Origin of the sequence: Plantactinospora sp. BC1 (genome assembly GCF_003030345.1) — a bacterium.
Taxonomy (GTDB): Bacteria; Actinomycetota; Actinomycetes; order Mycobacteriales; family Micromonosporaceae; genus Plantactinospora.
Genome location: NZ_CP028158.1, coordinates 3,289,125 through 3,312,226 on the forward strand (window position 1 = coordinate 3,289,125; position 23,102 = coordinate 3,312,226).

22 protein-coding genes are annotated in these 23,102 nt (G+C 73.0%); 9 read left to right on the top strand and 13 right to left on the bottom strand.

What is annotated here, in order from left to right; all coding sequences use genetic code 11:
• Positions 1–121 precede the first annotated feature (121 nt).
• The 3 genes from C6361_RS14170 to C6361_RS14180 all read right to left on the bottom strand — a co-directional run bounded on the left by C6361_RS14170 (position 122) and on the right by C6361_RS14180 (position 1,634).
• The gene (locus C6361_RS14170; protein WP_107268039.1) at positions 122–448 is read right to left on the bottom strand and encodes a hypothetical protein; all 327 of its coding nucleotides are present in this window, start codon (positions 446–448) and stop codon (positions 122–124) included.
• An 86-nt stretch (positions 449–534) separates the two neighbouring features.
• Entirely contained in the window at positions 535–741 is a 207-nt protein-coding gene (locus tag C6361_RS14175; protein WP_107270948.1) for a DUF397 domain-containing protein, read from the bottom strand.
• The gene (locus C6361_RS14180) at positions 741–1,634 is read right to left on the bottom strand and encodes a helix-turn-helix transcriptional regulator (protein WP_107268040.1); all 894 of its coding nucleotides are present in this window, start codon (positions 1,632–1,634) and stop codon (positions 741–743) included. The genes C6361_RS14175 and C6361_RS14180 overlap by 1 nt, the downstream gene beginning before the upstream one ends.
• A gap of 254 nt (positions 1,635–1,888) precedes the next feature.
• Between C6361_RS14180 and C6361_RS14185 the strand changes: the two genes are divergently transcribed.
• Positions 1,889–3,469, top strand: coding sequence for a nucleotidyl transferase AbiEii/AbiGii toxin family protein (locus C6361_RS14185; protein WP_107270949.1), 1,581 nt, complete (start codon positions 1,889–1,891; stop codon positions 3,467–3,469).
• 306 nt (positions 3,470–3,775) lie between these two features.
• Here the strand turns inward: C6361_RS14185 and C6361_RS14190 are convergent, their stop codons facing one another.
• Positions 3,776–4,663, bottom strand: a complete 888-nt coding sequence (locus C6361_RS14190; protein ID WP_107268041.1) for a helix-turn-helix transcriptional regulator — start codon at positions 4,661–4,663, stop codon at positions 3,776–3,778.
• A 207-nt stretch (positions 4,664–4,870) separates the two neighbouring features.
• Here C6361_RS14190 and C6361_RS39205 point away from each other — a divergent pair, with 207 nt between their 5' ends.
• On the top strand, positions 4,871–5,260 hold the full coding sequence (locus C6361_RS39205) for a hypothetical protein (protein ID WP_369931389.1): 390 nt from the start codon (positions 4,871–4,873) through the stop codon (positions 5,258–5,260).
• On the top strand, positions 5,257–5,589 hold the full coding sequence (locus tag C6361_RS14200) for a hypothetical protein (RefSeq protein ID WP_107257974.1): 333 nt from the start codon (positions 5,257–5,259) through the stop codon (positions 5,587–5,589). Before C6361_RS39205 ends, C6361_RS14200 begins: the two co-directional genes overlap by 4 nt.
• Positions 5,590–5,766: 177 nt before the next feature.
• On the opposite strand, the gene C6361_RS37000 is transcribed toward C6361_RS14200, so the two are convergent.
• Positions 5,767–6,057: a hypothetical protein gene (locus C6361_RS37000; RefSeq protein WP_159079324.1), complete on the bottom strand. Its 291-nt coding sequence runs from the start codon at positions 6,055–6,057 to the stop codon at positions 5,767–5,769.
• 166 nt (positions 6,058–6,223) lie between these two features.
• Here C6361_RS37000 and C6361_RS14205 point away from each other — a divergent pair, with 166 nt between their 5' ends.
• From C6361_RS14205 to rocD, 3 genes are all read left to right on the top strand, one after another.
• The gene (locus tag C6361_RS14205; RefSeq protein WP_234359489.1) at positions 6,224–6,970 is read left to right on the top strand and encodes a DUF4190 domain-containing protein; all 747 of its coding nucleotides are present in this window, start codon (positions 6,224–6,226) and stop codon (positions 6,968–6,970) included.
• 434 nt (positions 6,971–7,404) lie between these two features.
• Positions 7,405–8,262, top strand: a complete 858-nt coding sequence (ddaH, locus tag C6361_RS14210; RefSeq protein WP_107257972.1) for a dimethylargininase — start codon at positions 7,405–7,407, stop codon at positions 8,260–8,262.
• Between the two features lie 38 nt (positions 8,263–8,300).
• A complete protein-coding gene (gene rocD, locus C6361_RS14215; RefSeq protein WP_304598549.1) occupies positions 8,301–9,527 on the top strand; it encodes an ornithine--oxo-acid transaminase in 1,227 nt (408 codons plus the stop codon).
• A 50-nt stretch (positions 9,528–9,577) separates the two neighbouring features.
• Here the strand turns inward: rocD and C6361_RS14220 are convergent, their stop codons facing one another.
• Entirely contained in the window at positions 9,578–10,726 is a 1,149-nt protein-coding gene (locus C6361_RS14220) for an FHA domain-containing protein (RefSeq protein WP_107257971.1), read from the bottom strand.
• Complete coding sequence (locus C6361_RS14225) at positions 10,723–11,016, bottom strand: 4a-hydroxytetrahydrobiopterin dehydratase (RefSeq protein WP_107257970.1); 294 nt, start codon at positions 11,014–11,016, stop codon at positions 10,723–10,725. The genes C6361_RS14220 and C6361_RS14225 overlap by 4 nt, the downstream gene beginning before the upstream one ends.
• Positions 11,017–11,269: 253 nt before the next feature.
• Between C6361_RS14225 and C6361_RS14230 the strand changes: the two genes are divergently transcribed.
• The gene (locus C6361_RS14230; protein ID WP_107257969.1) at positions 11,270–12,037 is read left to right on the top strand and encodes a hypothetical protein; all 768 of its coding nucleotides are present in this window, start codon (positions 11,270–11,272) and stop codon (positions 12,035–12,037) included.
• 75 nt (positions 12,038–12,112) lie between these two features.
• Here C6361_RS14230 and C6361_RS14235 read toward each other — a convergent pair whose 3' ends face one another.
• The 5 genes from C6361_RS14235 to C6361_RS14255 all read right to left on the bottom strand — a co-directional run bounded on the left by C6361_RS14235 (position 12,113) and on the right by C6361_RS14255 (position 19,309).
• Positions 12,113–13,174 carry an acyl-CoA desaturase gene (locus C6361_RS14235; RefSeq protein WP_107268042.1) on the bottom strand — a complete coding sequence of 354 codons (1,062 nt, stop codon included), beginning with the start codon at positions 13,172–13,174 and terminating at the stop codon, positions 12,113–12,115.
• Between the two features lie 143 nt (positions 13,175–13,317).
• Positions 13,318–16,989 carry an SCO7613 C-terminal domain-containing membrane protein gene (locus C6361_RS14240; protein WP_107268043.1) on the bottom strand — a complete coding sequence of 1,224 codons (3,672 nt, stop codon included), beginning with the start codon at positions 16,987–16,989 and terminating at the stop codon, positions 13,318–13,320.
• 91 nt (positions 16,990–17,080) lie between these two features.
• Positions 17,081–17,401, bottom strand: a complete 321-nt coding sequence (cutA, locus tag C6361_RS14245) for a divalent-cation tolerance protein CutA (RefSeq protein WP_107263842.1) — start codon at positions 17,399–17,401, stop codon at positions 17,081–17,083.
• A 10-nt stretch (positions 17,402–17,411) separates the two neighbouring features.
• Positions 17,412–18,473, bottom strand: coding sequence for a 1-acyl-sn-glycerol-3-phosphate acyltransferase (locus C6361_RS14250; RefSeq protein ID WP_107268044.1), 1,062 nt, complete (start codon positions 18,471–18,473; stop codon positions 17,412–17,414).
• Positions 18,473–19,309, bottom strand: coding sequence for a patatin-like phospholipase family protein (locus C6361_RS14255; RefSeq protein WP_107263841.1), 837 nt, complete (start codon positions 19,307–19,309; stop codon positions 18,473–18,475). The genes C6361_RS14250 and C6361_RS14255 overlap by 1 nt, the downstream gene beginning before the upstream one ends.
• A gap of 279 nt (positions 19,310–19,588) precedes the next feature.
• Between C6361_RS14255 and C6361_RS14260 the strand changes: the two genes are divergently transcribed.
• Together C6361_RS14260 and C6361_RS14265 are read left to right on the top strand one after the other, a co-directional pair.
• Positions 19,589–21,541 carry a serine/threonine-protein kinase gene (locus C6361_RS14260; RefSeq protein ID WP_159079325.1) on the top strand — a complete coding sequence of 651 codons (1,953 nt, stop codon included), beginning with the start codon at positions 19,589–19,591 and terminating at the stop codon, positions 21,539–21,541.
• Positions 21,538–21,678, top strand: coding sequence for a hypothetical protein (locus tag C6361_RS14265; RefSeq protein WP_199853347.1), 141 nt, complete (start codon positions 21,538–21,540; stop codon positions 21,676–21,678). The genes C6361_RS14260 and C6361_RS14265 overlap by 4 nt, the downstream gene beginning before the upstream one ends.
• A gap of 61 nt (positions 21,679–21,739) precedes the next feature.
• Here C6361_RS14265 and C6361_RS14270 read toward each other — a convergent pair whose 3' ends face one another.
• Entirely contained in the window at positions 21,740–23,068 is a 1,329-nt protein-coding gene (locus C6361_RS14270; RefSeq protein WP_234359490.1) for an ABC transporter ATP-binding protein, read from the bottom strand.
• Positions 23,069–23,102: the final 34 nt, after the last annotated feature.

A 23,102-nucleotide genomic window follows, 5' to 3' on the forward strand; every position in this document is an offset into this window, starting at 1 on the left:
TGACCCTGCTCACCTGGACAACAGAGGCGTTTACCGCCTCGGGTAACGCCTCTCTTGTCCAGGTCCAGCACAACGCCGGCTGCGGGCGCGGGCGTGACGGGGTGCTGTGGGTGCCTGGCTGTCAGCGGGCGCGGAAGCTGCTGAAGCGTCCGGCCTCGTAGGTGCGCAGGGTGCCGGTGCTGGTCGCCTGACCGGTGCAGTCGGCGGTCCGGTAGAGGACGACGTCGGTGAAGCCGCTCCAGCCGACGTGGCCGCGCGCGGTCGCCGGCAGCGGCGCGCACTCGCCGGTCGGGGCGGCGACGTGCGCCACCTCGACGCTGAACGGCGTGCTATAGAAGGTGAGGCCGCTGGGCTCTGCCGAGGCGGGCGACGCCGCGACGCCGAGTCCGGCGGCCAGGCCGATCGCCGCGAAGAAACCGGCCCCGACCCTCGCGTGTGCTCGCCGCATCAGTGACCTCCAAGGCATCGATGACGATGTCTTGATCGTGGTCTACTTTTGTTGCGTACGCAAGCATTCCGGTCGGAGCGGGAAGGTCAGCGGTCGGGGGTCGGTGCGGCGCCGCCGGCCACGGCAGCCACGAACGCCGCCCAGGCGCGAGGCGGGAACGCCAGTACCGGCCCGGTCACGTCCTTGCTGTCCCGCACCCCGACAACCCCCACCAGGTTGTCCGCCACCTCGACACAGTTGCCGCCCCCACTTCGGCTGCTCTTCCGCCAGTCGGCCCGGCACAGATCGATCATCATGCTGGATGCTCCTCCGCGATCGACTCGATCAGCTCTCGTGATTTTGCTTCCGTCAAGCTATCTTCCTCGATATCTCGCCAGACGGCGAGATGGGCTTCCACCTCGTGCGGCCTCTCCAGGTACAGCGCGCCCGTCAACCCCTCGCTGTAGACGATCGGCGGTTCGGTCCGGCGGCCGATGCCGTCCTTGGGAAACTCAAGGATCGCGAAACCGCCATTAGCGCGCTCCGCCCGGTAGAGCCCGACCGAGAACGGCAGCACCCGCACCGACACATTCGACTGCCGACTGGCAAGGGCCAGGTGCCGCAACTGTTCAGCCATTATTGATCCGGCACCGGGCGCGCGGCGCAGCACCGCCTCGTCGAGGATCACGTCGAGCTGCGGGGCCGACGGGTGGCGACGGCCCAGGATCGCCTGCCGGCCGAGCCGGACCTTGACCGCCCGGTCCCGCTCGACCGGCCCGAGTTCGGGACTGCCGATCCGAAAGACCTCGCTGGCGTATGCCGAGGTCTGTAGGAGTCCCGGCACGAAGTGCGGCTCGTACATCCGCAGGTGGGAGGCGGCGGCTTCGAGGCCGACGTACAGCTCGAACCACTCGGGGATGGCATCGCCGTAACAGTGCCACCAGCCGCGGGCCTTGGTCTCCCTGGCCAGCCCGGTCAGCGCCTCGGTCATTTCCGGGGACGCGCCGTAGATCCGGCACATCGCCTCGACGTCCGGCGACCGCATGCTGGTCGCCCCGGTCTCGATGCGCCAGATCTTCGGAGTCGACCACCGCAGGGTCGTGGAAACGACCTTGATGGTGAGTCGGGCCTCCTCGCGGAGTTGACGCAAGTGACGCCCGAGTTGCCTGCGCGGAACGGTGGAGTCGACCTCTGCCCGCACCGTCATCCCCTTTCCGGAATTATCGCCGCACCAATCTTTCAGTCGATCTGTAATACCGACCTCAAGACCGATGACGGATCGCCAGCAATAGAAGAGATCAATAAGAACCGTTCGGGCCAAGAGGTAATATTGCATTACTTCCCGCGCTGGTAAAGCACCAATTCGGTCCCACCCGCCGGGGCGGGCCGAGGCGGCGGCGGGCGGGACGCGCACCGGAAACCGCGTTTCCCGGCCCGGTGGCCCGGCCGTACGCTACGCCGGTGTCTGAGGTGTCGGGGGACTTCGAGATCCACGTGACGGTGCACGCGCAGCATGCCGAGAAGCTGGCGGCGTTCGCGGCCGAGCACGGGGTGAAGTTCCTGCACATCGTGCTCGACCGTGGCACGTTCGCCTCCCAGCCCATGCTCACCCTGACCGGCCGGGGCACCCTGCGGGAGCAGCACGCCGTGGTGGAGCATTGGCGGCAGCGGCTGCGCCGGGCCGGCATCCCGGAGTGCCGCTCCAAGATCGAGGCAGCGCCGTGGTGCACCGGCCTGCCGCAGTCCGACGAGGAGGCGGCGACCGAGCCCGCGGGGCGGTATTTCGAGCATCACGTCAAACTGCTGCTCCCCGACGCGTCGGTGCCGACCCTGCTGGCGGTCACCGACGTGATCACCCCGCACCACGCCCGGCTCTCCCGGAACGCCCGCCGGAAACGGAGCGGCGGCGCCGAGGAACGGTTCGTCACCCAGCGCTGCCACGGCGTCGGGCTCGGCACGGCCAGGCAGCGGCTCGACGCGCTCGTCGAGGCGCTCCGGTCGGCCGGGCACGAGATCGTGACCCTCGAGCAGGAGTACGTGGTGTCCGACAGTCACCTGTCGCACGACGAGGGCTGGCTCAGCGACGCCCCGATCTGGGCCGCCAGAGACTGGGCGCACAGCCGGGAGGACGAGATTCGGACCGCACCGGCCGGCAGCCCGCACTATCCGCCGACGTACCGGCCGCTGCCCGCCGACCCGACCGTCCGGCAGCGGGCGGCGTTCGACCCCGCGCTGAAGCAGTACCCGAACGCCTACCGCGCCGGCGAGCCCAGCTTCCTGGTCGCGGAGACCGGCCGGCGATGGGCCGGCGCCCGGCACACCGCGATGAACCGGATCCTCGCGGCGGTCGCCGCGACCCGCTGGGGAAGCGAGCACCTGGTGCTGCGCGGCAGCGTCACGATGGCGGCCTGGGTCGGCGACGCGGCCCGGGAACCGGGCGACCTCGACTTCGTCGTCACCCCGCACACCATCCGGAGCGACAGCGCGGACGCCCGTGCACTGCTCCACGACGTCAGGGCCGCCGTCCGGCGCATCCCGGGCGACGTCGGCCTGCGGGCGGACCAGATCTCCGAGTCGGCCATCTGGACCTACGAACGCGCCGACGGGCGGCGGCTGGTCGTCCCGTTCGACACGCCGGAGGCGCCGGAGGGGTACGTGCAGCTCGACATCGTCTTCGGCGAGCGGCTGCCCCTCGCACCGGAGGCGCTGGTGCTGCCCGGCGTGGACGTGCCGGTGCTGGCCGCGCCCGCCGGGCTCTCGCTGGCCTGGAAGCTGCTCTGGCTGGCCACCGACGCCTACCCGCAGGGCAAGGACCTCTACGACGCCGTGCTCCTCGCCGAACACACCACTGTGGACCGGGACCTCGTCCGCACGCTCATGCGAGCCGAACTCGGTGCCGAGGCCGACGACTTCACCGCCGAGACCGTGCTCGGCTGGGACGTCGACTGGCACAACTTCCTCGACGAGTACCCCGGTGTCGCCGGCACCGCGCGGCAGTGGGCGCGGCGGCTGGCGCTGGCACTCGACCGTGCCTGGGGCTGAGACCGCGCACGCCCGCGGGACCGCACGCCAGGTGGTGCGGTGCCGCATCGGCGGAGTCGGTGTCCCGTCGGGTACGGACGCGGAGGTGGAGGCGGTCGTCCGCACTCCACCCCCACCGGCCCGGTCCCGGGCAACGGCGGGTCACCGAACCTCGCCCGACGGCTCGGCCCGACATTCCGACCGCTCGTCCCGCCCGTCGCCGCTGTCTCCCCACATCGGCGACGTACGGCAGGCTGCCGGTTCTTTCTCCCCCTCCCCGTGATGCTGCTGACCCCGGCTGTCACGGCCGGGTCGTGCTCGACGGCGTCACCCGCCGTACTCCTCCGCCACGGTCGTGATCAGTTTTCGGGACAGCTCCTCGGTGAGGCTGATCTCCTCGAAGTCACGCCAGACGGCGGCGTGGCTGTCCACCTCGTGCGGCTTCTCCAGATAGAGCGCGCCGGTCAGACCGCCGCTGTAGACGATCGGAGGCTCGGTGCGGCGCCCGAGGCCGTCCTTCGGGAATTCGAGGATGGCGAAGCCGCCGTTGGCGCGCTCGGCCCGGTAGAGCCCGGCCGAGAACGGCAGCACCCGGACCGAGATGTTCGGCTGCTGGCTGACGGCCACCAGATGCCGCAACTGCTCGCCCATCATCTGCCCGCTGCCGGCGACCCGACGCAGCACCGCCTCGTCGAGTACGACGTCGAGCTGTGGAGCCGGCCCGCGCCGCCCGTCGAGGATCTCCTGCCGGGCCAGTTCGACCCTGACCGCCCGCTCGCGTTCGGCGGGTGCGAGTTCGGGACTGACCACCCGGCAGACCTCCGCGGCGTACGCCGGCGTTTGCAGTAGTCCCGGAACGAACTGCGGCTCGTACATCCGCAGATGGCTTGCCGCGGCCTCCAACCCCACGTACGGCTCGAACCAGCCGGGAATGGCCTCGCCGTAGCAGTGCCACCACCCCCGGGCCCTGGTTTCCTTCGCCAGCCCGGTGAGGGCCTCGGTCATTTGCGGTGACGCACCGTATATCCGGCACATCGCCTCCACGTCCAGCGACCGCATGCTGGTCGCCCCGCTCTCGATGCGCCAGATCTTCGGCATCGACCACTCCAACGCCTCGGACACCACCTTGATGGTGAGCCGGGCCTCCTCGCGGAGCTGGCGTAGGTGCCGCCCGAGCTCTCTGCGAGGAACGGTGGAGTCCACCCCTGCCTGCACTTCACTCCCCCTCTCCAGTATTACCTTTCGAGTGAACCTTTCATTTGATTTGTAATGTCCACTGAGTACTCTCCGTGATTCAGGTAATTACAGATCGTTAGAGGGAAATCGTTCAGCCAAGACGTAATATTGCATTGTTTCGCGCTCTAGTAAAGCATCGATTGCATGGCAGCCGAACCTCTGACGACCCAAGCGGGGGGAACGGAAATGTGGGACCACGATCCCGCCGCTCCGCTGTGGACCTGCACCGGATGCGGCGACGACTGGCCCTGTGCGGTCCGAAGACGACAGCTACGGGCCGAGTTCGCGGGCAGCATCGTCTCACTCAGGTACTACCTGGCCCACCATCTCGTCAACGCCGCCGAGGATCTACGACATGTTCCCGCCGGCTGGTTACACAATCGTTTCATCGCCTGGACGGACCGGGCCGCCGATCCACCGCCGTACACGTCGGCCGACATCCTGGTCAACAGCTATCTGCTGGCCGACTCGCACAGCCCCGATCGGTTCGGCAGGTGCCCCGTCTGCGGCGATGCCGCCAACTGCTGGGTACGACTCGATCCCAACGGACCCGGCTTTCTCATCCCGGTCCCATGATGCAGGAACCACCCCGCCCCGGAATGGTGGTGCAGGTCGGGGCGGCGGCGAGCGTACAGTTCGGCGGTCGGCGGGCCATGCTGTTCCGGGTGACCCGGGTGAGCGAAAAGCCCACCTATCACGGCTGGTGCTGGCTCACCGGCTACAGTCTGGACGAGTACGGCAACGCCGTTCGACGTCGGGAAATCTACGTCCAGTTGGCCGGCTTGCAACCGGTGCACTGGCGCCCCGCGCAGCGGGCCCGGGTGGCCACCCCGCCGCGCCGAAGGTCGCAACCGGTACGCCGAGCCAACCCGAAGCCGAGGCGTCTGCCGGCCGCGCTGATCTGAAGTCGGAATGAGGCCCCGCCGCCGCGCCCGATCCGCAAGGACCACATCGACCGGAAATGCCGGCAGAAGAAGACCTCTACTCGGCTTCCCCTCGTTCCACTCGACTTATCGACACCCACTACGCATGTTCTACGCCGTTTTCTGGTGATCGGTAGCCCGGCAATCGCCGGTTCCGTATCACGACGGCGGCCGGTCTCCGCGCGGCAGCGGTACCGGCGGCCGAGGCGGCGGCGCCCGCACAGGATCCCGGTCGGCAAAACCATGGGAGGGGGCGACCGGGCTCAGGGACGGGCGCCGCCGCCCGGCTGGATCCGGCTGATCAGGTCGGGCATCGGCTTCCTGCCAACCGCCGACCATGATTCCGGTGACGATGCCGTCGACCCAGACCGGCAGCCCCGTCCATTCCGGCCCGGCAATCGCGTGCAGCGGATGGAAACCGCCGGCGGTGGAGGCGAGCGCCGCGACCACGTCATCCTCACCCGGTCCGACGACGACTGAGGGCGGCCCCACCCACCTCGCCCGATGTGTGGCGGATCGCACATCGGGGTACACCGATCCCAACGCTGCGTAGGCGCCATCAATGAGGCTCCACGCATGGATCAGGAGGTGTGTTGTGGTCAGGATTCCATCACTGATGCGCCAATCGGAGCCGGCGCCGACGCGGGACGAGAACCGCGACGGACACGTCGACAGCCGCGACGAGCACGTCGACGGCCGCGAGGACCGCGTCGACGGCCGGGACGAGCGGTCGACCGGCACCGCCACGGCGGCTGACGCCGCGCGCACCCGTACCGGAGCGACCGACCGGACCGAGGAGCGGGGCGACACCACCCGGACCGACGACCCGGCGAAGCACCGGGCCGGGAGCACGGTCACCGAGCCCGACACCGCGCCCCGGACGGCTCCCCCGGTCACCGCGACCGCACCGGCGGCGACCCGGACCGAGACCCGGCGCGACACCGACCGCACGAGCGAACCGGAGCGCGGGCTCGGCGAGCGTACGCCGGACGCCGACCGTACGCCGGAGAGCGAACCGGTCGTGGTGGACCGCGGTCCGCGTCCCCGGGCCAGCATGCTCGCCACGCTGAGCCTGGTGTTCGGGGTGGCCGCCGCCGCGTTCGTGCTGTCCGGCGCGCTCGCCGGCTACGGCATCGTGCTCGGCACCATCGCCCTGCTGCTCGGCGTCAGCGGCGTCTCCGCGACCGCCCGCCGGCACGTCGCCGGCAAGACCGACGCGCTGATCGGGATCGTCCTCGGGGTCGGTGCCGTCGTCGTCGCGGTGCTGGCGATGACCGGCCAGTTCGACTGGCCGACCACCGACGGCGACACCGTGGTCCGGTTCCGCGAGTGGCTTGATTCACAGTTTGTGGACCGGTTCTGATCGGGTAAGGACCTGCGCGGAGCGGTGGTGCACCGCTCTGGCCCCGCCAGCCGGTGGTGGTTCACCACCTGAGCGCACATGTTCGGGGGCGGCGACGACGCCGCCCCCGAAGTGCGTCCTCGCCCCGCCTGACTCCCTTCGGCGGTCCCGGCTCCCTCCCTGACGTAGCAGCTTCCGGCGTCGGGAGACCACTACTTACCCGAGGCGGCTTGTTACCCGAGGCCGCTTGTTATCCGAGGCGGCTTCGCGCCGCCGGGCGGCGCGTCGGTCGGGGCGCAACGGATCGCTGGTGAGGGCGCCCGGAGACGCAACGATCGGCCGGGGCAAGCAAAGCTCAGACGTGGTTTTCGCCGGTGGGGGCCGCATAGCGTTGGGTCGGCGCCAGCTCGTGAGCCGTACGGAGGCCGGGCGCGCCCGACCCCAGGAGCAGGACCATGACGTTGGACGCCATCGCCACCAGCGGGCGTACCCCGGCCGGCCCGGCGCAGACGCGGCACTACCTGATGTGCCGGCCGACGTACTTCACCGTCGAGTACGCGATCAACCCCTGGATGGACCCGGCCGCCCCGGTCGACACCGCCCTCGCGCTGCGGCAGTGGGAGACGCTGCGCCGGACGTACCTCGACCTCGGACACACCGTCGACGAGATCGAGCCGCTGCCCGGGCTCCCCGACATGGTCTTCGCGGCGAACGGCGCGACCGTGCTCGACGGCCGGGCGCTGGCGGTGCAGTTCCGCGACCCGGAGCGCGCCGACGAGGCACCGGCGTACGCCGGCTGGCTGGACCGGGCCGGTTTCGAGGTGCACGAGGCGAAGCAGGTCAACGAGGGCGAGGGCGACATCCTGCCGGTCGGCGGGCTGCTGCTGGCCGGTACCGGGTTCCGCACCTCGCACGCCGCACACGCCCACCTCCAGGAGGTCTTCGGGCGGCCGGTGATCACCCTGCAACTCGTCGACCCGCGCTTCTACCACCTGGACACCGCGCTCTGCGTGCTCGACGACGAGACCGTGGCGTACCTGCCGGAGGCGTTCTCGCCGGGCAGCCGGGCGGTGCTGCGCCGGCTCTTCCCGGACGCGGTGCTGGCGACGATGGCCGACGCCGAGGTGCTGGGCCTGAACGCGGTCAGCGACGGCCGGCACGTCGTACTTCCGGCGCAGGCCACCGGGCTGTCGGCGGCACTCCGCGACCGTGGGTACGACACAATTGGTGTTGATTTGTCCGAGCTGCGAAAGGCCGGCGGCGGACCGAAGTGCTGCACCCTGGTGCTGCGGGAACGAGAGGCGACCAAGTGATCGTGGACGACGTGCTGCGCCCCCAGGAGGCGGACGACATGCCGGGCACCCCGGCGGCGGACGAGATGTCGCGCACCCCGGCGGCGGTGCGCGACGCGGAGCGCTGGACCGCGCACAACTACCACCCGCTGCCGGTGGTGATCTCCTCGGCCGAGGGCGCCTGGGTGACCGACGTCGACGGCCGGCGCTACCTGGACTGCCTCGCCGGCTACTCGGCACTGAACTTCGGGCACCGGCACCCGACGCTGATCGCCGCCGCGCACGCCCAGCTCGACCGGCTCACCCTGACCAGCCGGGCGTTCGTGCACGACCAGTTCGCCGACTTCTGCCGCGAGCTGGCCCAGCTCTGCGGCAAGGACCTGGTGCTGCCGATGAACACCGGCGCCGAGGCGGTGGAGACCGCGATCAAGGTCTCCCGCAAGTGGGGCTACCGGGTCAAGGGCGTACCGGACGGGCAGGCCACGATCGTGGTCGCGGACGGCAACTTCCACGGCCGTACCACCACGATCGTCAGCTTCTCCACCGACCGGGAGGCCCGGGACGACTTCGGGCCGTACACCCCGGGGTTCCGGATCGTCCCCTACGGCGACCTCGCCGCGCTGGCCGAGGCGGTCGACGAGACCACCGTCGCCGTGTTGCTGGAGCCGATCCAGGGCGAGCAGGGTGTCGTGGTGCCGCCGGCCGGCTACCTGCCCGGGGTACGCCGGCTCTGCACGGAACGGAACGTGCTCTTCGTCGCCGACGAGATCCAGTCCGGACTGGGCCGCACCGGCGAGACGTTCGCCTGCGACCACGAGGGCGTCAGACCCGACATGTACGTCCTCGGCAAGGCGCTCGGCGGCGGCATCGTGCCGGTCTCGGCGGTCGCGGCCGACGCCGACGTGCTCGGCGTGCTACGGCCCGGCGAGCACGGCTCGACGTTCGGCGGCAACCCGCTGGCCTGCGCGGTCGCCACCGAGGTGGTCCGGCTGCTCGCCACCGGCGAGTTCCAGCGCCGCTCGGCGGAGCTGGGCGCGCGGCTGCACGCCGGGCTGCGCGGGCTGGTCGGCGAGGGGCTGGTCGCGGTGCGCGGCCGGGGGCTCTGGGCCGGCATCGACATCGACCCGGCGCTGATGACCGGGCGGCAGGCGTGCGAGCGGCTGGCCGAGCGCGGCGTACTGGCCAAGGACACCCACGGCTCGACGATCCGGCTCGCGCCGCCGCTCGTGGTCGAGGCGCACGAACTCGACCACGTGCTGGAGCAGCTCGCCGCCGTACTGCGCTGAGCCGGCCGGGCCGGTCCGTCCCACCGGGGACGGGCCGGTCCGCCCGTTCGTCAGCCCCGGCCGGGCAGCCGGATCGCCATCGTCGGCGCCTCGGCCATCACCGAGGTCGGGTTCGTCATGCCGCCGGAGTTCCAGGTGCTCGACCGCCCCACCTGTACGCCGGGATAGAGCTCCACGATGTCGCCGCCGCGCATCACCCGGGACTGCTGGTGGGCCAGCGCGACCCGCTCCGCCTCGTCCATCGACCCGCCCGGCCGTACGCCGGAGCCGTTGGTGCTGACGTCCTGCGCGACCAGGTCGCCGCCGCGCAGCTCGAACCGGACGTGGCTGCGGCTGATCCAGCGCCGCGCCTCGTCGTTGAGCCACTGGCCGAGCCGGATCCCGCCGGAGTCGTCCGGTGCCCGGCCGACCACCACCGGCCGCTCGGCGGTCACCACGAACCGGCGCCGCACCATGCCGCCGATCCGGACCGACAGCACCTCCTCGTTCGGCCTCGGGCCGGCGTCGCTGAGCCGCTGGTCGTGCCGGGGACAGGTCGGCATCCCGGTGCGCAGCGTCGGTGGCGGCTGGCCGCTCGGCTTGCGGTCGATCTCGGCGAGGTCGGCGAAGGCGCCACCGCCACCACCGCCGCCGAAGAGCACGCAGCCGGGTTCCTTGCACCGCCAGGTGCGGGCGAGCAGCTTCCGGCCGGTCGGCGACGGCCCGGTGGCCGCCACGTTCCCCTTCACCCGCTGCGCCAGCACCGGGCCGCCGGCACCCGGCAGCGGGGCGAGCAGCCGGCCCGGTGCGCTGGTCACCCACGGGAAGCGCCCGGACATGCCGTCGAAGCGCCCCCGGCTCAGCACCGGCAGGCCGAGCAGGTCGGCCACCTCCAGCACCCGGTCGCCGGGGTTGACGAGCACCTCGACCAGGCCGTTGTCGGCCCAGCGCCGGAGCACCATCCGCTCGTTGGAGGTGAGGTCGGCGTCGCTGAGCAGCGCGCGGTGCACCACCGCGTACACCGGGACGTTGTCCTCCTCCAGGTGCCGCCCGAGCGCGTCGATCACCATGCCCAGTCGCATGGTGCTGGCCGGCCGGCCGCCGTCGAGGTCCTGGTAGCGGACCACCTCGGCCAGGTCCAGCACCGCGCGTACCAGCGACGGGTCGGTGCTGACCCGGTCCTCGATCGCGTCGAGGACCTTGCTTATCTCGAATCTCACGCCGCTCCCCGGGCTATCTCGTCGATCCGCCGCGCCAGCTCGACGTCACGTCGGGTCACCCCACCTACCGAATGGGTCGCGCAACGGAAGGTCACCGTGCGCCACCGGATGTCGATGTCGGGATGATGGTCGAGTTCCTCGGCGACCACCGCCACCCGGTCCACCACATCGATCGCGTCACGGAAGGCGGGCAGTTCGACGGTACGGGCGATGCCGGCCGGATCGCCGGACCAGCCCTCCAGCTCGGCCAGCTCGGTCCGCACCGCCTCCGCGTCCAGCACCTCTGCCATGGCCAGACCTTACCGCCGAGGCCGGTGGCCGTGGGATACAACCGGGCGCCCCGGCTGCGGGTGGAGCGCGGCGGCGGCCGACCACGGCGACGGTCCGGCGCACCGGGGTACGCCGCGCGGCGTCGCGCCGCAGGCCGGGTACGCCACCGGCGGAAATCGGTGCGCCGCCGCTGGTGGCCGCCCGCTACGCTGTCCGGCGTCCGGCCACGGCAGGTGACTGCGCGTGGCCTTTGTCACGGGGAGGAAACACCAGATGAAGACTCGACGGCTGGCGATCGCCGGCCTGGCCCTCGTCACCGCGTTCGGTGTCGGCGTCGCGGGCTGTGCGCTGCCCGGCACCGAGCGGCGTGGCGACGGGAACGGCGCGGCGGCCGCGCCGGAGACGAGTGCCGCCGACGCCCTGGCCGCGTCGGTGCGGAAGCTGAACGAGGACACCTTCACGGTGAGCCTCAAGATGTCGGTGATGTCGGCGCAGGGCGCGATGGACCCGAAGGGCAAGAAGGCCAACCTGGCCATGAAGCTCGACGCCCCGGGGCAGTCGATGGACTTCAAGATCATCCTGCTCGACGCCGACCTCTTCGTGAAGTACGCCGGCCTGCCGGGGCTGCCCAAGGAGTGGATGCGGGTCGACGCCGCGAAGATCAAGGACGGCAGCACCCTGGACATCATGCCCGAGGACGACCCGATGGGCGTGAACAACCTGATGAAGGGCATCGTCAGCGTCGACCGGGTCGGCGAGCGCGAGTTCAAGGGCACCCTCGACCTGGCCAAGTCGCCGACCGCCGACCCGGAGTCGTTGAAGGTCTTCGGCGACAAGGTGCACGCGGTCCCGTTCACCGCCACCGTCGACGCCCAGGGCCGGCTGGTCGAGATCGTGGCCGACACCATGACCGTCTCGCCGCTGATCGGCGACATGAAGGTCAGCTACGACAACTTCGGCAAGCCGGTCGAGATCACCCCGCCGAAGTCCTCCGAGGTCGTCGAGATGCCGGCGGAGATGCTCGGCCTGATGGACGCCTGAGGCGCCGCTCTCCGGATCGCCCGCGTGGGGCGGCCCCGCACAGGGCCGCCCCACGATCCCCCCGGCCACCGTGGCCTATCCGGCGCTGCTCCGCGCCGCCGCGGCCTCCGCCCGCAGCGGGGCGCCGACCGAGTGCAGATGCCGCAGCGCCTGCCGGTACGAGTCGAAGAGCCCGGTCTCCTCGTACGGGATGCCCTGCTCCGCGCAGTACCGCGCGACGATCGGCTGGGCCCGGCGAAGGTTCACCCTCGGCATGCTCGGAAACAGGTGGTGCTCGATCTGGTAGTTGAGGCCGCCCAGCGCGAAGTCGACCAGTACCCCGCCCCGGACGTTGCGCGAGGTCAGCACCTGCTTGCGCAGGAAGTCGAGGTCGTCTTCGGCGGTCATCACCGGCATGCCCTTGTGGTTGGGCGCGAACGAGCAGCCCATGTAGAGCCCCCACAGCCCCTGGTGGACGGCGAGGAAGACCAGCGCCTTACCCGGGGAGAGGACGGTGAAGAGCGCACCCAGATAGCCGACCGCGTGCAGAGCCAGCAGCACCGCCTCGGCCCGACGTCGCCGGATCGGCGTACCGTCGGTCAGCGCCCGGACGCTGGAGACGTGCAGCGCCAGCCCCTCCAGCAGCAGCATCGGGAAGAACAGGTACGCCTGCCGCCGTGCCAGCCACCGGCCGAAGCCCCGGGTGGCCAGCGCCTGCTCGTCGGTCCAGACCAGCGCGCCCGCCCCGACGTCCGGGTCGTCGTCCTCGTGGTTCGGGTTGGCGTGGTGCCGGTTGTGCTTGTCGATCCACCAGCCGTAGCTGAGCCCGACGGCCAGGTTGCCGGCGAGCAGCCCGGCCACCTCGCTGGCCCGCCGCTGCCGGAACATCTGCCGGTGTCCGGCGTCGTGCCCGAGGAAGGCGACCTGGGTGGTGGCACCGGCCAGGAAGACGGCCACCAGGATCTGCCACCACGAGTCGCCGACGACGGCGAAGGCGACCCAACCGGCGACGAAGAGCCCGACGGTGAGCGCGATCCGGGCCACGTACCAGCCGGTCCGGCGTTCCATCAGACCCGCCGCGCTGATCCGCCGAGATAACCGTGAGTAATCACTTCCTCGACGGGTCTCCGGTTCGGCCACGGCAGCGAGGACCGCCATCTGTAAGCTCCCAACGTCGCTTTTCGCCACGCCGGTCGGCGGAGCGCTGATCTCCAGTCTCCTGCGCAGGGTTGCGCACAGTAACCCCGGAAACCCCCGTATCGGGGGTAGTGCTAGCACCACCGTTCCGTTCCGCCGACGGCTCAGCTCATCCGGTTGACCGCCGCGCGGAGCCGGCGCAGGTCGCGACGCCGCCGCTCGTACGTCATGCCCAGGCCGATCAGGGCGAAACCGCCGACGGCCAGGAAGACCCACCGGGGCAGCCGGTCCCAGACGTCGACCGTCTCCCGCAGCGCCAGTACGGCGAGGACGGTACCGCCGAGAAGCACCGGCGCCTGCCGTCGCCACCGGGCACCGGCCAGCACCGCCAGCAGTGCACCGGCACCGAGCAGCAGCCGCCGCCACGGCTGGTCACCGGCGACGAGGACCGAGACCAGGCTCGGCAGCAGCGCGGCACCGAGCCCCGGACCGTACGCCACCCAGCTGGTCAGGGCCGGCCAGGTGCGCAGCGCCAGCCAGCCGGCCAGCAACCCGAGCACCGCCGCCGGCAGGGTGTACGCCTCGACCAGCGCCACCCGGGCGGAGCCGAGCAGCAGCCAGGCGGCGACCAGTTCGGCGCCACCCGCCGCTGCCGCCCGGGCCCAGCGGTGCGGCAGCGGCTCGGCCGGACGCAGGGCACGCAGGCCCAGCGCCACGCCCCAGAGCGTGCAGACCGCCGCCGCGTACCGGATCTCGCCGACGGTCAGCAGCAGCGCGATCGCGGCGGTCGCGTGGCTGGCCGCCTCGACGGCGACCGCCTCGGTCCGGCGGCCCGGCACCGCCGGACGCGGCCGGTCCCCGGACGCCCCCTCCGCGGGCAGCCCGCTGCCGGCCGGGAGCCCGCTGCCGGCCAGGAGCGTGCCACCGGCCAGCAGCGTGCTGCCGGCCAGGGCCAGCGCGGCGACGCCCAGCACCGCCAGCGCGGTGATCCGCAACGGCAGGTCGGCCGCGACCGTGGCGGTGGCGGCCAGCGCCCCCGCGCCGCCGACACCGGTCAGCCAGCCCGCCACCCGGGCCGCCGAGCTGCGCCCGAACGCACCGGCGGCCAGCCCGGCCGCGCCGACCAGCGCCAGCCCGGCGAGCGTGCTCGGCCTGGTCGCCAGCAGCCCGGCCAGGCCCGCCGCCCCGAACGCGACAGCTACCGGCACCAGCCAGACCCGACGGCCGACGTCGCGCCGCAGCGCCACCACGAGCGCGCCGGCCACCCCGGCGAGCAGGCTCGACGCGGGTACGGCCGGCCAGGGTGCCCCGGCGGCGACCAGCCCGACCAGCGCGGTACCGACCGCGAGCGGCGCCACCACCAGCGCGGTGCCGGACACGCTCCGCCACCGGACCCAGCCGACCACCGCCGCCGCCCCGGTGAGCAGCAGCAGGGTCAGCGTGCCGGCGCCGTCGAGCCGCCAACCGGCCGGGTCGACGCCGATCCAGGCCGGATACAGCCCGACCCCGGCCGGCGGGCCCGACCAGATCCGGCCCAGCCAGCCGTACGGGGCGACGAGCACGGCCAGCACCGCCGGTACCGCCACCACGGCCGCCCGGAGCAGCAGGATCGCCCCGGAGACCAGGGCCGGTACGGCGGCCGGGGCCGGCACCGCTCCCGCCGGCCGTTCGACCGTCTCCCCGACGTCCTCCCGGTTGATGGCACCGGTCGGTCCCGCCGGTCGGCCCCGCCCCGACAGCCACCCGACGATGTTGAGCAGCAGCGCCCCGGCGGCGTACGGGCCGGCGGGTTCGCCGACGCCGGGCAGCCCGGGTGCCAGGCCGACCGCCAGCGCGACGGTCGCCAGCGCCGCGTTGGCGTACGGCTGGTAGTGCGGAACCGCCCGGCGCACCGGTACCAGCCCGACGGCGAGCAGCACGGCGGTGCCCAGTACGGCCCGCGCCTGCCACCCCGGCGACACCCCGGCGGCGAAGAGGGCGAGCAGGACGGTCGCCGGAGCGGCGAGTACCGCCGTCGCGAGCCCACTGCCGCCCAGCACCCGCCGCAACGGCGAGACCGCTGCCGTGGCAGTACCCTCCGGTCCCGGCTCGGCGACGGCGACGGGCCGGAGTGCGGTCAGCGCGACCGCCACGCCGAGCAGTACCAGCGCGCCGCAGACGGCGGCGGCACCGGCCGGCCGGGCCAGCCCGACGAGTACCGCGTGCCCGGCCAGCGGTACGGCGGCGAGCGCCATCGGCACCGCCGAGCGCGGCGGCCGGCCCGGCCAGCCGGCGGCCAGCGCGAGCGCGCCCGCCGGCACCAGGTCCAGGACCGCGACGAGCCACCAGGGCAGGGCGAGCGCGGCCGGCGTCGCCAGCACCGTGAGGACCGCACCGGCCAGCAGCACCAGCGACCGGTCCCGCCGCCGGCCGAGCAGCACGATCGCCACGGCGGCCAGCGCCAGCGCCAGCGGAAGCTGCCAGTCGAACGGCCCCGCCCGGGCGGCCAGGTCCGCCCGCCAGGCCGGCTGCGAACGCAGCGCCACGGCCAGCGCGACCACCAGCGCCATCGAGCCGGTCAGCACCGCCAGGGCGCCGGCCACGACCAGCCCACCGGCCCGGGGCCCGACCCGGAGTCCGGCCGGCAGCAGCCGGGCGGTGCCGACGATCGCGGCCGCCAGCAGCACGACGATCCCGGCGGCCGAACCGAGCAGCGGCCACGACGTCTCGGCTACGGCCCGGACCAGCGCCACCGCGAGCACCACGATGAAGACGACGGACGCAGCGACCCCGGCGGCGGTGCTGCGCAGCCGGAGGGCACCGGCGATCGGCAGCAGGGCGGCCACCAGCAGCGGCCCGCCGGCGAGTACGGCCAGCGGACCGTCGGTGGTGACCACCGCCAGCGTCCCGCAGAGCGCCGAGGCGAGCCCGGCCAGCCCGTACCCGACCCAGGCGACGGACCGGCGGACCCCACTGCTCGGGTCCACCGGTCCGTCGCCACCCCGCCCCCCGGTCATGGTGAGGTTGAACGCCGCCAGCCCGGCGAGCGCCAGCGTCCAGCCGGCGGCACCGAACCCCGCGTCGTAGCCGAGCAGCGGAATCACCGGCTGGGCCAGCAGCAGGCCGGCGAACGCGGGTGCGGCGAGCCGGGTCAGTCGGTGGTAACCCCCCGCCACCACCGCGCCGACCCCGAACACCAGTGCCGCGTACCGGGCCGCCGGCCAGCCCGCCACGCCGAACAGGTCCACGCTCCACCCGGCGTAGCCGTCGAGTACCACCAGGAGCAGGCCGATCGCCGCGAACGTCTCGGCGGTGGCGGTCAGCCCGCGCCGCTTCGCCAGCACCGGCGCGGCCAGGGCCAGCCCGGTCAGCGCGCCGAGGATCAGCGCCCGGCCGCCGACCCCGACCGTGGCCCAGGCCCACACCGTGAAGACGATCGCCGCCGTGCCGACGAGCAGCCCGCCGAGGACCAGGAGGACGTTCTGCACGGTCCGGGTCGAGGTCTCCGGTCGTACCGGAGCGGGAGCCTGCGGCGCCGGCCCCCCGGAGCCGGCGACGGCGGCCGGTGCGCCGGTGGCGACGACCGCCGGGGCCCGGACGGACGCGGCCGCCGCCGCCCGGACCTGCTCGGCCAGCGCGTCGCGGCGCCGCCGGAGCTGCCACAGGGCGGCGTCGAGACCGAGGTACGCCTGCCGCGCCCGCTCGACCCGCCCGCCGAGCGCGACGATCTCCGCGCCGAGCCGGGTCACCTCGGCGGCGGTCGGATCCGGTGCCCGGCCACAGCCGGGACATCCGGTCGCCAGGTTGGCACCGGCTCCACAGACCGGGCACGGGTACGCGTTCGCGGAAGCGTTCACGCTGTCATGGTCGGCCGCCGCCGACCCGGTTCACAGAGTGCGCGTACCTATCCCGACCCGGGTATCCCGACCGGGTCGGCCGGTCCGCTGCTCAGGGGCGGGTCTGCTCGTGCAGCCAGGCCGAGTAGTCCGGGTTGCCGCCCTCCACCCAGGTCACCAGCACCTCCGGCACCTCGTACGGGTGCGCCGCCCGTACCTGGTCGATCAGGGCCTCCGCCCGGTCCGGGGCGGTCTTGAAGACCACCGTCCACTCCCGGGTGGTCTCCATCCGCGACTCCCACCAGTAGGTGCTCTCCACCGGCCCGGTCACCTGGGCGCACGCCGCCAGCCGGCCGGCGACCGCGGCGGCGGCGAGCACGTCGGCGACCGCTCGCGCGTCCACCACGGTCGTCACGATGCAGATCTGGTCCACGCCGGGCACCCTACGCCGGATCGCTGTCGCCCCGATGCGCATCGACCCACTCGTCGATCCGGGCCCACCAGTCGAAGAGCCAGTCGATCCGCTCCTGGCGCTCCTTCGGCACCTCCTCCGGCGGTACGGACCAGAACCGCATCACGATCCGCTTGTCCATCGGCAGTTCCCGCCACACGTCGGCCACGGTGAGCATCCGGTCCAGCCCGGTGTGCGCGACGAAGATGACCCCGGCGTCGGGGGCGGCGTCCAGCGCGGCCAGCATCCCGCCGGGCTGCGGCGCCAGGACGTGCCGCATCGCCTCGGCCCGCTCCGCCATGTCGTCGAGGCCACGGGCCCGGAGCAGGTCGATGGCGCGGCGCCGCCGCCGGGGCGTGAAGTTGCCGCCCTCGGGAAAGATCACGAAGGCGTCGTTCTCGTCGAGGTTGCGGGCGAGGTAGCCGATCTGCTCGACCAGGCTCTCCCTCGGCGGGCCGACCTGCTCGGCCGGGCCGACCCGGGTCTCCCGGCGGTGCCGGGGCGCGATGAACCGGTTGGGCAGCCGGTTGAGCAGTACGTCGACCGCCGGATCCCACTGGAGGGTGTCCTTCAGCACAATCCTCGGTTCCCGCTTGAACCAGTTGACCAGCGCGTGGATCAGGATGAAGGAATCACCCGGCCCGGCGTGCCGGCAGAGCACCAGCTCGGGGCGGCCCGGCAGCGCCGTGTCCGGGTCGGTGCCGACGACGTCGATGCGCAGCCGCAGCGTCCACCGGGCCTGCCAGAACAGCACGGTGAGAAACCAGCCGGCGAGTACGTAGTGTGCCCGCTGGAACCCCGGGGACCGCTTGTGCCAGCCGAAACCGGAGCCGACCCAGAGCCCGAACATCGCGACCAGTGCGGTGGCGTCCCAGACCAGGTAGACGATCCCCACCCAGAGCACCCGGAGCGGGCGCAGGTAGCCGGGGACCAGTGGCGAGGCCGCCGCAGCGATGATCAGCCAGATCGGCAGGGTCGTCACCACCAGTACGGCGAGCAGCACCGTACCGGGAGCGAGCAGGACCCGCCGGACCCACCTCGGTGGCAGCGGCATCAGCCGTGGCTCACGTGTTCGCTGAGATAGCGCCGGGACGCCGTGTACGCCCGACTGATCCGTCGGCCCACCGCCGCCATGTCCCGGTACGCCCACGGGGTGTCGTCCCGGGGCCCCAGCCCGCCGGTCGGCAGCACGTGCACGTCCACGTCGTCCGGCAGCGCCGCCATCTCCCGGGCGAACCGGTGCCGGCGGGCTATCTCGAAGGCGACCTGGGCGATCTCCCACGGCCGTCGGGGCGGGGTCAACGGCCGCTCGATCCGGCCGACCTGGAGCACGAAGATCTGCTTGGCGCCCGCCTGCACCGCCTCGCCGATCGGGATCGAGTTGACGATCCCGCCGTCGACGTAGTGCTCGCCGTCGATCCGGGCCGGCGGCAGCAGCCCGGGTACGGACGCCGAGGCGAGTACGGCCGGCACCAGCGGGCCGCTCCGGAACCAGTGCTCGGCGGCCCGCTCGATGCTCGCCGCGCAGCACCGGAACGGCACCTTGAGATCCGCGAAGGTGGTGCGCTCGCCGAGTTCGGCCTCCAGCAGCCGGCGCAGCGGGCGCGGCGAGTGCAGATGCGTCCGGGCGGCGAAGCGGCGCAGTTGCCGGGCGATCGAGTCGCCGTAGACCTCGCTCGCCTCGGGTGAGGCCCAGAGCCGGACCAGCCGGTCGGTGACCGCCTCGGAGGGGTCGGCCGCGACAAGTGCGCCGTTGACCGCCCCGATCGAGGTGCCGAGCACCAGATCCGGGTGGATGCCGGCCCGGAACAGCGCCCGCAGCATGCCGACCTCGACGGCGCCGAGCACCCCACCACCGCCGAGCACGAACGCCACCGGACCGCTGACCATGACCTTCATCCTGACACGGGCCGCCCACCCCGACCCGCCGGGCGGCCCGGGAGCCACCGGCATCGATGACCGTTCGGCGCACCGGAGGTACCGCCCGTCGATACCTGCCACCGGTCGCCGGTGAAAACGGCCACCGCTGGCGTTCCGCGGGTGGCTCGACAACCTGGCCGCGTCCGGCTGCTGGTCCGTCGTTGACAGGAGGTAGCCAGTCACGGAGCCTGATACGACCCCCCACACAGCCTGATGCGACCCCGACTTTCCAGGCAGGTGCGACCAACAATGGCAGCGTTGCAGGCGGGCGGCCTGCTCGCCCGGAGGTATCGACTCATCGACCGGATCGGTGCCGGCGGTATGTCGGTGATCTGGCGTGCTCGCGACGAGGTGCTCGACCGGGTGGTGGCGGTGAAGGTGCTCGCCGCGTCACTCGCCGCCGACGCCAAGTTCCGGGAGATGGTGCGTGAGGAGGCTCGGGCCGCCGCGCAGCTCGTACACCCACACGTCACCGCCGTGCACGACTACGGCGAGACCCTCGGGCCGGACGGCGGGATCACCGCCTTCGTGGTGATGGAACTGCTGACCGGCGAGGAGCTGAAGGCCGAACTCACCGCCGGCCCGCTTCCCTGGCCGACGGCGGTGGAGATCTGTGCCCAGGTGGCCGAGGCACTGGCCGCCGCGCACCGGCTCGGCATCGTGCACCGGGACATCACCCCGGCCAACATCATGATGACCGCGACCGGGGCGAAGGTGCTCGACTTCGGCATCGCCACCCAGGTCGGCGCCCCGGACGAGGACGAGGACGGCGAGACGTTCGGCACCCCGGCGTACGTCGCGCCGGAGCGGCTGGACGGACTTCCGGCCCAGCCGGCGACCGACACGTACTCGCTCGGCGTGCTGTTGCACGAGACGCTGACCGGCCGGGTGCCGTTTCCGGCCGAGACCTGGGAGGAGCTGACCCGGGCGCTGGAGGCGGGGACGGAGCCGACGCTGGCCGGCGTACCCGATCTGCCGCCGGCGGTGGCGGACGTCTGCCTGCGCTGTCTGGCCCGCGATCCGGTGCAGCGGCCGACGGCCGCGCAGGTCGGCGAGTTGCTGCGCCACCAACTGCTGGCCACCGATCCTCGCCGTGCCGTGCTGAGCCACCTCCGGCCCGGTGCGGTACCGGTCGCGATGTCTTCGTCGGCAGCCACGGGTGCGCTGCGCACTCCTGCGGCGGTGCAGCCGACGCCGGTGGATCCGGCGCGGATCCAGTCGACGCCGGTAGATGCTACGGCGGCGCAGCCGACGGCGGTGGATGCGACGGGCGCGCAGCCGACGCCGGTCGATGCGGTGGGGGTGCAGTTGACGCCGGTGGATGCGGCGGGGGTGCGGTTGACGCCGGTGGATGCGGCGGTAAGGGTGGGCCCGGCGCCGGTTAACCCGGCACCGCCGGGGGTGGCAGCGCCCCCCATGTCGGTGGGCGCGACGGCGCCTCCGACGACCGGACAGCCGAGTCCGGCGAGCCCGCGCGACGAGGCGGCAGCCCGGCCAGGCGGCGCGCCGCCGCAGCGGCAGGGAGTTCCCGGGGCCCGGCCGGACGCTCCGGCGGCCGTGCCGGGGCCGCGTCCGCCGGCCGAGCCGGCCGGGCCACGGGTGGCGCCCAGGGATCGACCCGCGACGGATCCGGAGCGGCCGTTGTCGCCGCCCGACCGGACGGGGACGGCCGGCGAACCGCCCCGGCCCGGCCGGGTCCTGCTGGTCGCCGCGGCCGTGCTGGTCGCGCTCACTGCCACCGTCGTGATCATCTCCGCGCTCGGCGACGAGCCGGGGTCGCGGCCGACGACCGGGGCGACGACCGCCGGGCCGGCCGGGATCGGGCCACCGACTCCGGCCGGTACCCCGGCGCCCGGGGCGTCCACGGCCGGGCCACCGTCCACACCGGCCTCCGGCGGGCAACCGGACGCGGAAGACAACCCCAACATCCCGCCGCCGCCGATCAGCGAGGTCATGGCACAGCTCTACCGGATCGTCGACGACGGGGTGGCGGCGAACGAGATCCGCGATCACGCCGGAGTGGACCTGCGCAACCAGCTCCGCAACCTCCGTGCCGACGCGGGAGGTGCGACGGCCGACCTGTCCGGGCAGGTGACGCTGCTGCGCGACAAGGTCACGGTCCGTCGTGACGAGGGCTCGATCTCGCCCGAGTACGCGGAACTGCTCGACGACGCCCTGGTCCGGCTGGCCCGCGCGGTGTGAACCCGCCCTGGCCGGAGCCGCCTCCGGCCAGGGTTCCCGACCCGGAGCGGTGGCGCGGGCTCAACCTGCTCGGGTTCGCGCTGATGCGGGCGCGGCACGAACTCGCGGGCGCGGCCGGGCCGACGCCGCCGGGCTGAACGGCTCGGGCTGGCCCGGCCTGAGCGGCCGAGGCCGACTGTGGATGGCCGGTGCGGCCCGTCAACCGAGCCGGATCCGCGCCCCGGAGCCGTCGAAGAGCAGCAGTTGGTCCAGGTCGACCGCGAGCGTGATCGCTTCTCCGACCCGGGGCAGCACCGGCATCGGCACCCGGACCACCACCTCACCGGCCTCGGCCGGATCGTCGCGCAGCTCCGGGTCGTACACCGGATAGAAGCCGTACTCGGTGCGGGCCGTCGCGGGCGGCTGTTCCGGTCGGGGGTGCGGGATCATCCGGGCCAGCCGGTCCCGCACCGGGTGCCCGGTCGGCAGGTCGTCGGCGAGCAGTTCGGACAGGTGGGCTCCGCTGGTCGGCTGCTCCAGGCTGGCCTGCCCCGACGGGGTCGGCACCGTATCCGTCCGCACGTGCACCAGCGCCTCGTGGCCGAGGTTCTCCACCAGCCGGACCACCCCGCGCAGCACCGGCGCCGCACCCGACGGCTCCGGCACCGGGCTCAGCGCGTCGGCCCGCAGGGCGCAGGTGACCCGCTCGGTGTGTCGTTCGCGCAGCGGACGTACCCGGGGGTCGTCGGGCGGCAGCTCGATGAGTTGCGAGCCGAGGTCGAGCAGTACGCCGCCGTCCGGCGCGTAGATGGCGGCCTGGAGCAGGTTCGCCCGGGGCGTACCGAGGAAGGCCGCCACGAAGAGGGTGTGCGGATCCCGGTAGACCTCGCCCGGCGGCCCGATTTGCTGGAGCCTCCCCCGGCGCAGCACCGCCACCCGGTCGGCCATGGTCATCGCCTCGACCTGGTCGTGCGTCACGTAGAGGGTGGTCATCTCCAGTCGCCGGGCGAGGGCGGCCAGCTCGGTACGCAGCTCCGCGCGGAGCCCCGCGTCCACGTTGGAGAGTGGCTCGTCGAGCAGGAAGGCCCGGGACTCCCCGGCCATCGCCCTGGCCATCGCCACCCGCTGCCGCTGCCCGCCGGAGAGCTGCCCGGGCCTCCGGTCGAGCAGGCCGGTGATGCCGAGCTGGTCGGCGATCTCGGTGACCCGGGCGGACGCGTCGGCCACGGCCTCCGGGTTGAGGCTCAGCGGGAAGCGGATGTTCTCGGCGACCGTCAGATGTGGATAGAGCGCGTAGTCCTGGAAGACCATCGACAGCTGCCGGTTGGGGCCCGGTCCGGCGGTGACCGGCTCGCCGTCGATCAGCACCTGGCCGCTGGTCGGTTCCTCCAGCCCGGCGACGAGTCGCAGGATCGTCGACTTTCCGCAGCCCGTCGGACCGAGCAGGGTGACGAACTCCCCCGAGCCGACCTCGATGCTCACGCCGTCGACCGCGACGGTGCCGTCGGGAAAGACCTTCGTCAGCCGGTCGGTGGTGATGCTGACCACGGCGACCACCTCCTGTCGCCATCGTCCGGGGCCG

Bases quoted from the DNA above. Each gene is read 5' to 3' on its own strand.
- C6361_RS14170 (WP_107268039.1), bottom strand. From the start codon at position 448: ATGCGGCGAGCACACGCGAGGGTCGGGGCCGGTTTCTTCGCGGCGATC.
- C6361_RS14175 (WP_107270948.1), bottom strand. From the start codon at position 741: ATGATCGATCTGTGCCGGGCCGACTGGCGGAAGAGCAGCCGAAGTGGG.
- C6361_RS14180 (WP_107268040.1), bottom strand. From the start codon at position 1,634: ATGACGGTGCGGGCAGAGGTCGACTCCACCGTTCCGCGCAGGCAACTC.
- C6361_RS39205 (WP_369931389.1), top strand. From the start codon at position 4,871: ATGTGGGACCACGATCCCGCCGCTCCGCTGTGGACCTGCACCGGATGC.
- C6361_RS14200 (WP_107257974.1), top strand. From the start codon at position 5,257: ATGATGCAGGAACCACCCCGCCCCGGAATGGTGGTGCAGGTCGGGGCG.
- C6361_RS14205 (WP_234359489.1), top strand. From the start codon at position 6,224: ATGCGCCAATCGGAGCCGGCGCCGACGCGGGACGAGAACCGCGACGGA.
- ddaH (WP_107257972.1), top strand. From the start codon at position 7,405: ATGACGTTGGACGCCATCGCCACCAGCGGGCGTACCCCGGCCGGCCCG.
- rocD (WP_304598549.1), top strand. From the start codon at position 8,301: ATGCCGGGCACCCCGGCGGCGGACGAGATGTCGCGCACCCCGGCGGCG.
- C6361_RS14225 (WP_107257970.1), bottom strand. From the start codon at position 11,016: ATGGCAGAGGTGCTGGACGCGGAGGCGGTGCGGACCGAGCTGGCCGAG.
- C6361_RS14230 (WP_107257969.1), top strand. From the start codon at position 11,270: ATGAAGACTCGACGGCTGGCGATCGCCGGCCTGGCCCTCGTCACCGCG.
- C6361_RS14235 (WP_107268042.1), bottom strand. From the start codon at position 13,174: ATGGCGGTCCTCGCTGCCGTGGCCGAACCGGAGACCCGTCGAGGAAGT.
- C6361_RS14250 (WP_107268044.1), bottom strand. From the start codon at position 18,473: ATGCCGCTGCCACCGAGGTGGGTCCGGCGGGTCCTGCTCGCTCCCGGT.
- C6361_RS14255 (WP_107263841.1), bottom strand. From the start codon at position 19,309: ATGGTCAGCGGTCCGGTGGCGTTCGTGCTCGGCGGTGGTGGGGTGCTC.
- C6361_RS14260 (WP_159079325.1), top strand. From the start codon at position 19,589: ATGGCAGCGTTGCAGGCGGGCGGCCTGCTCGCCCGGAGGTATCGACTC.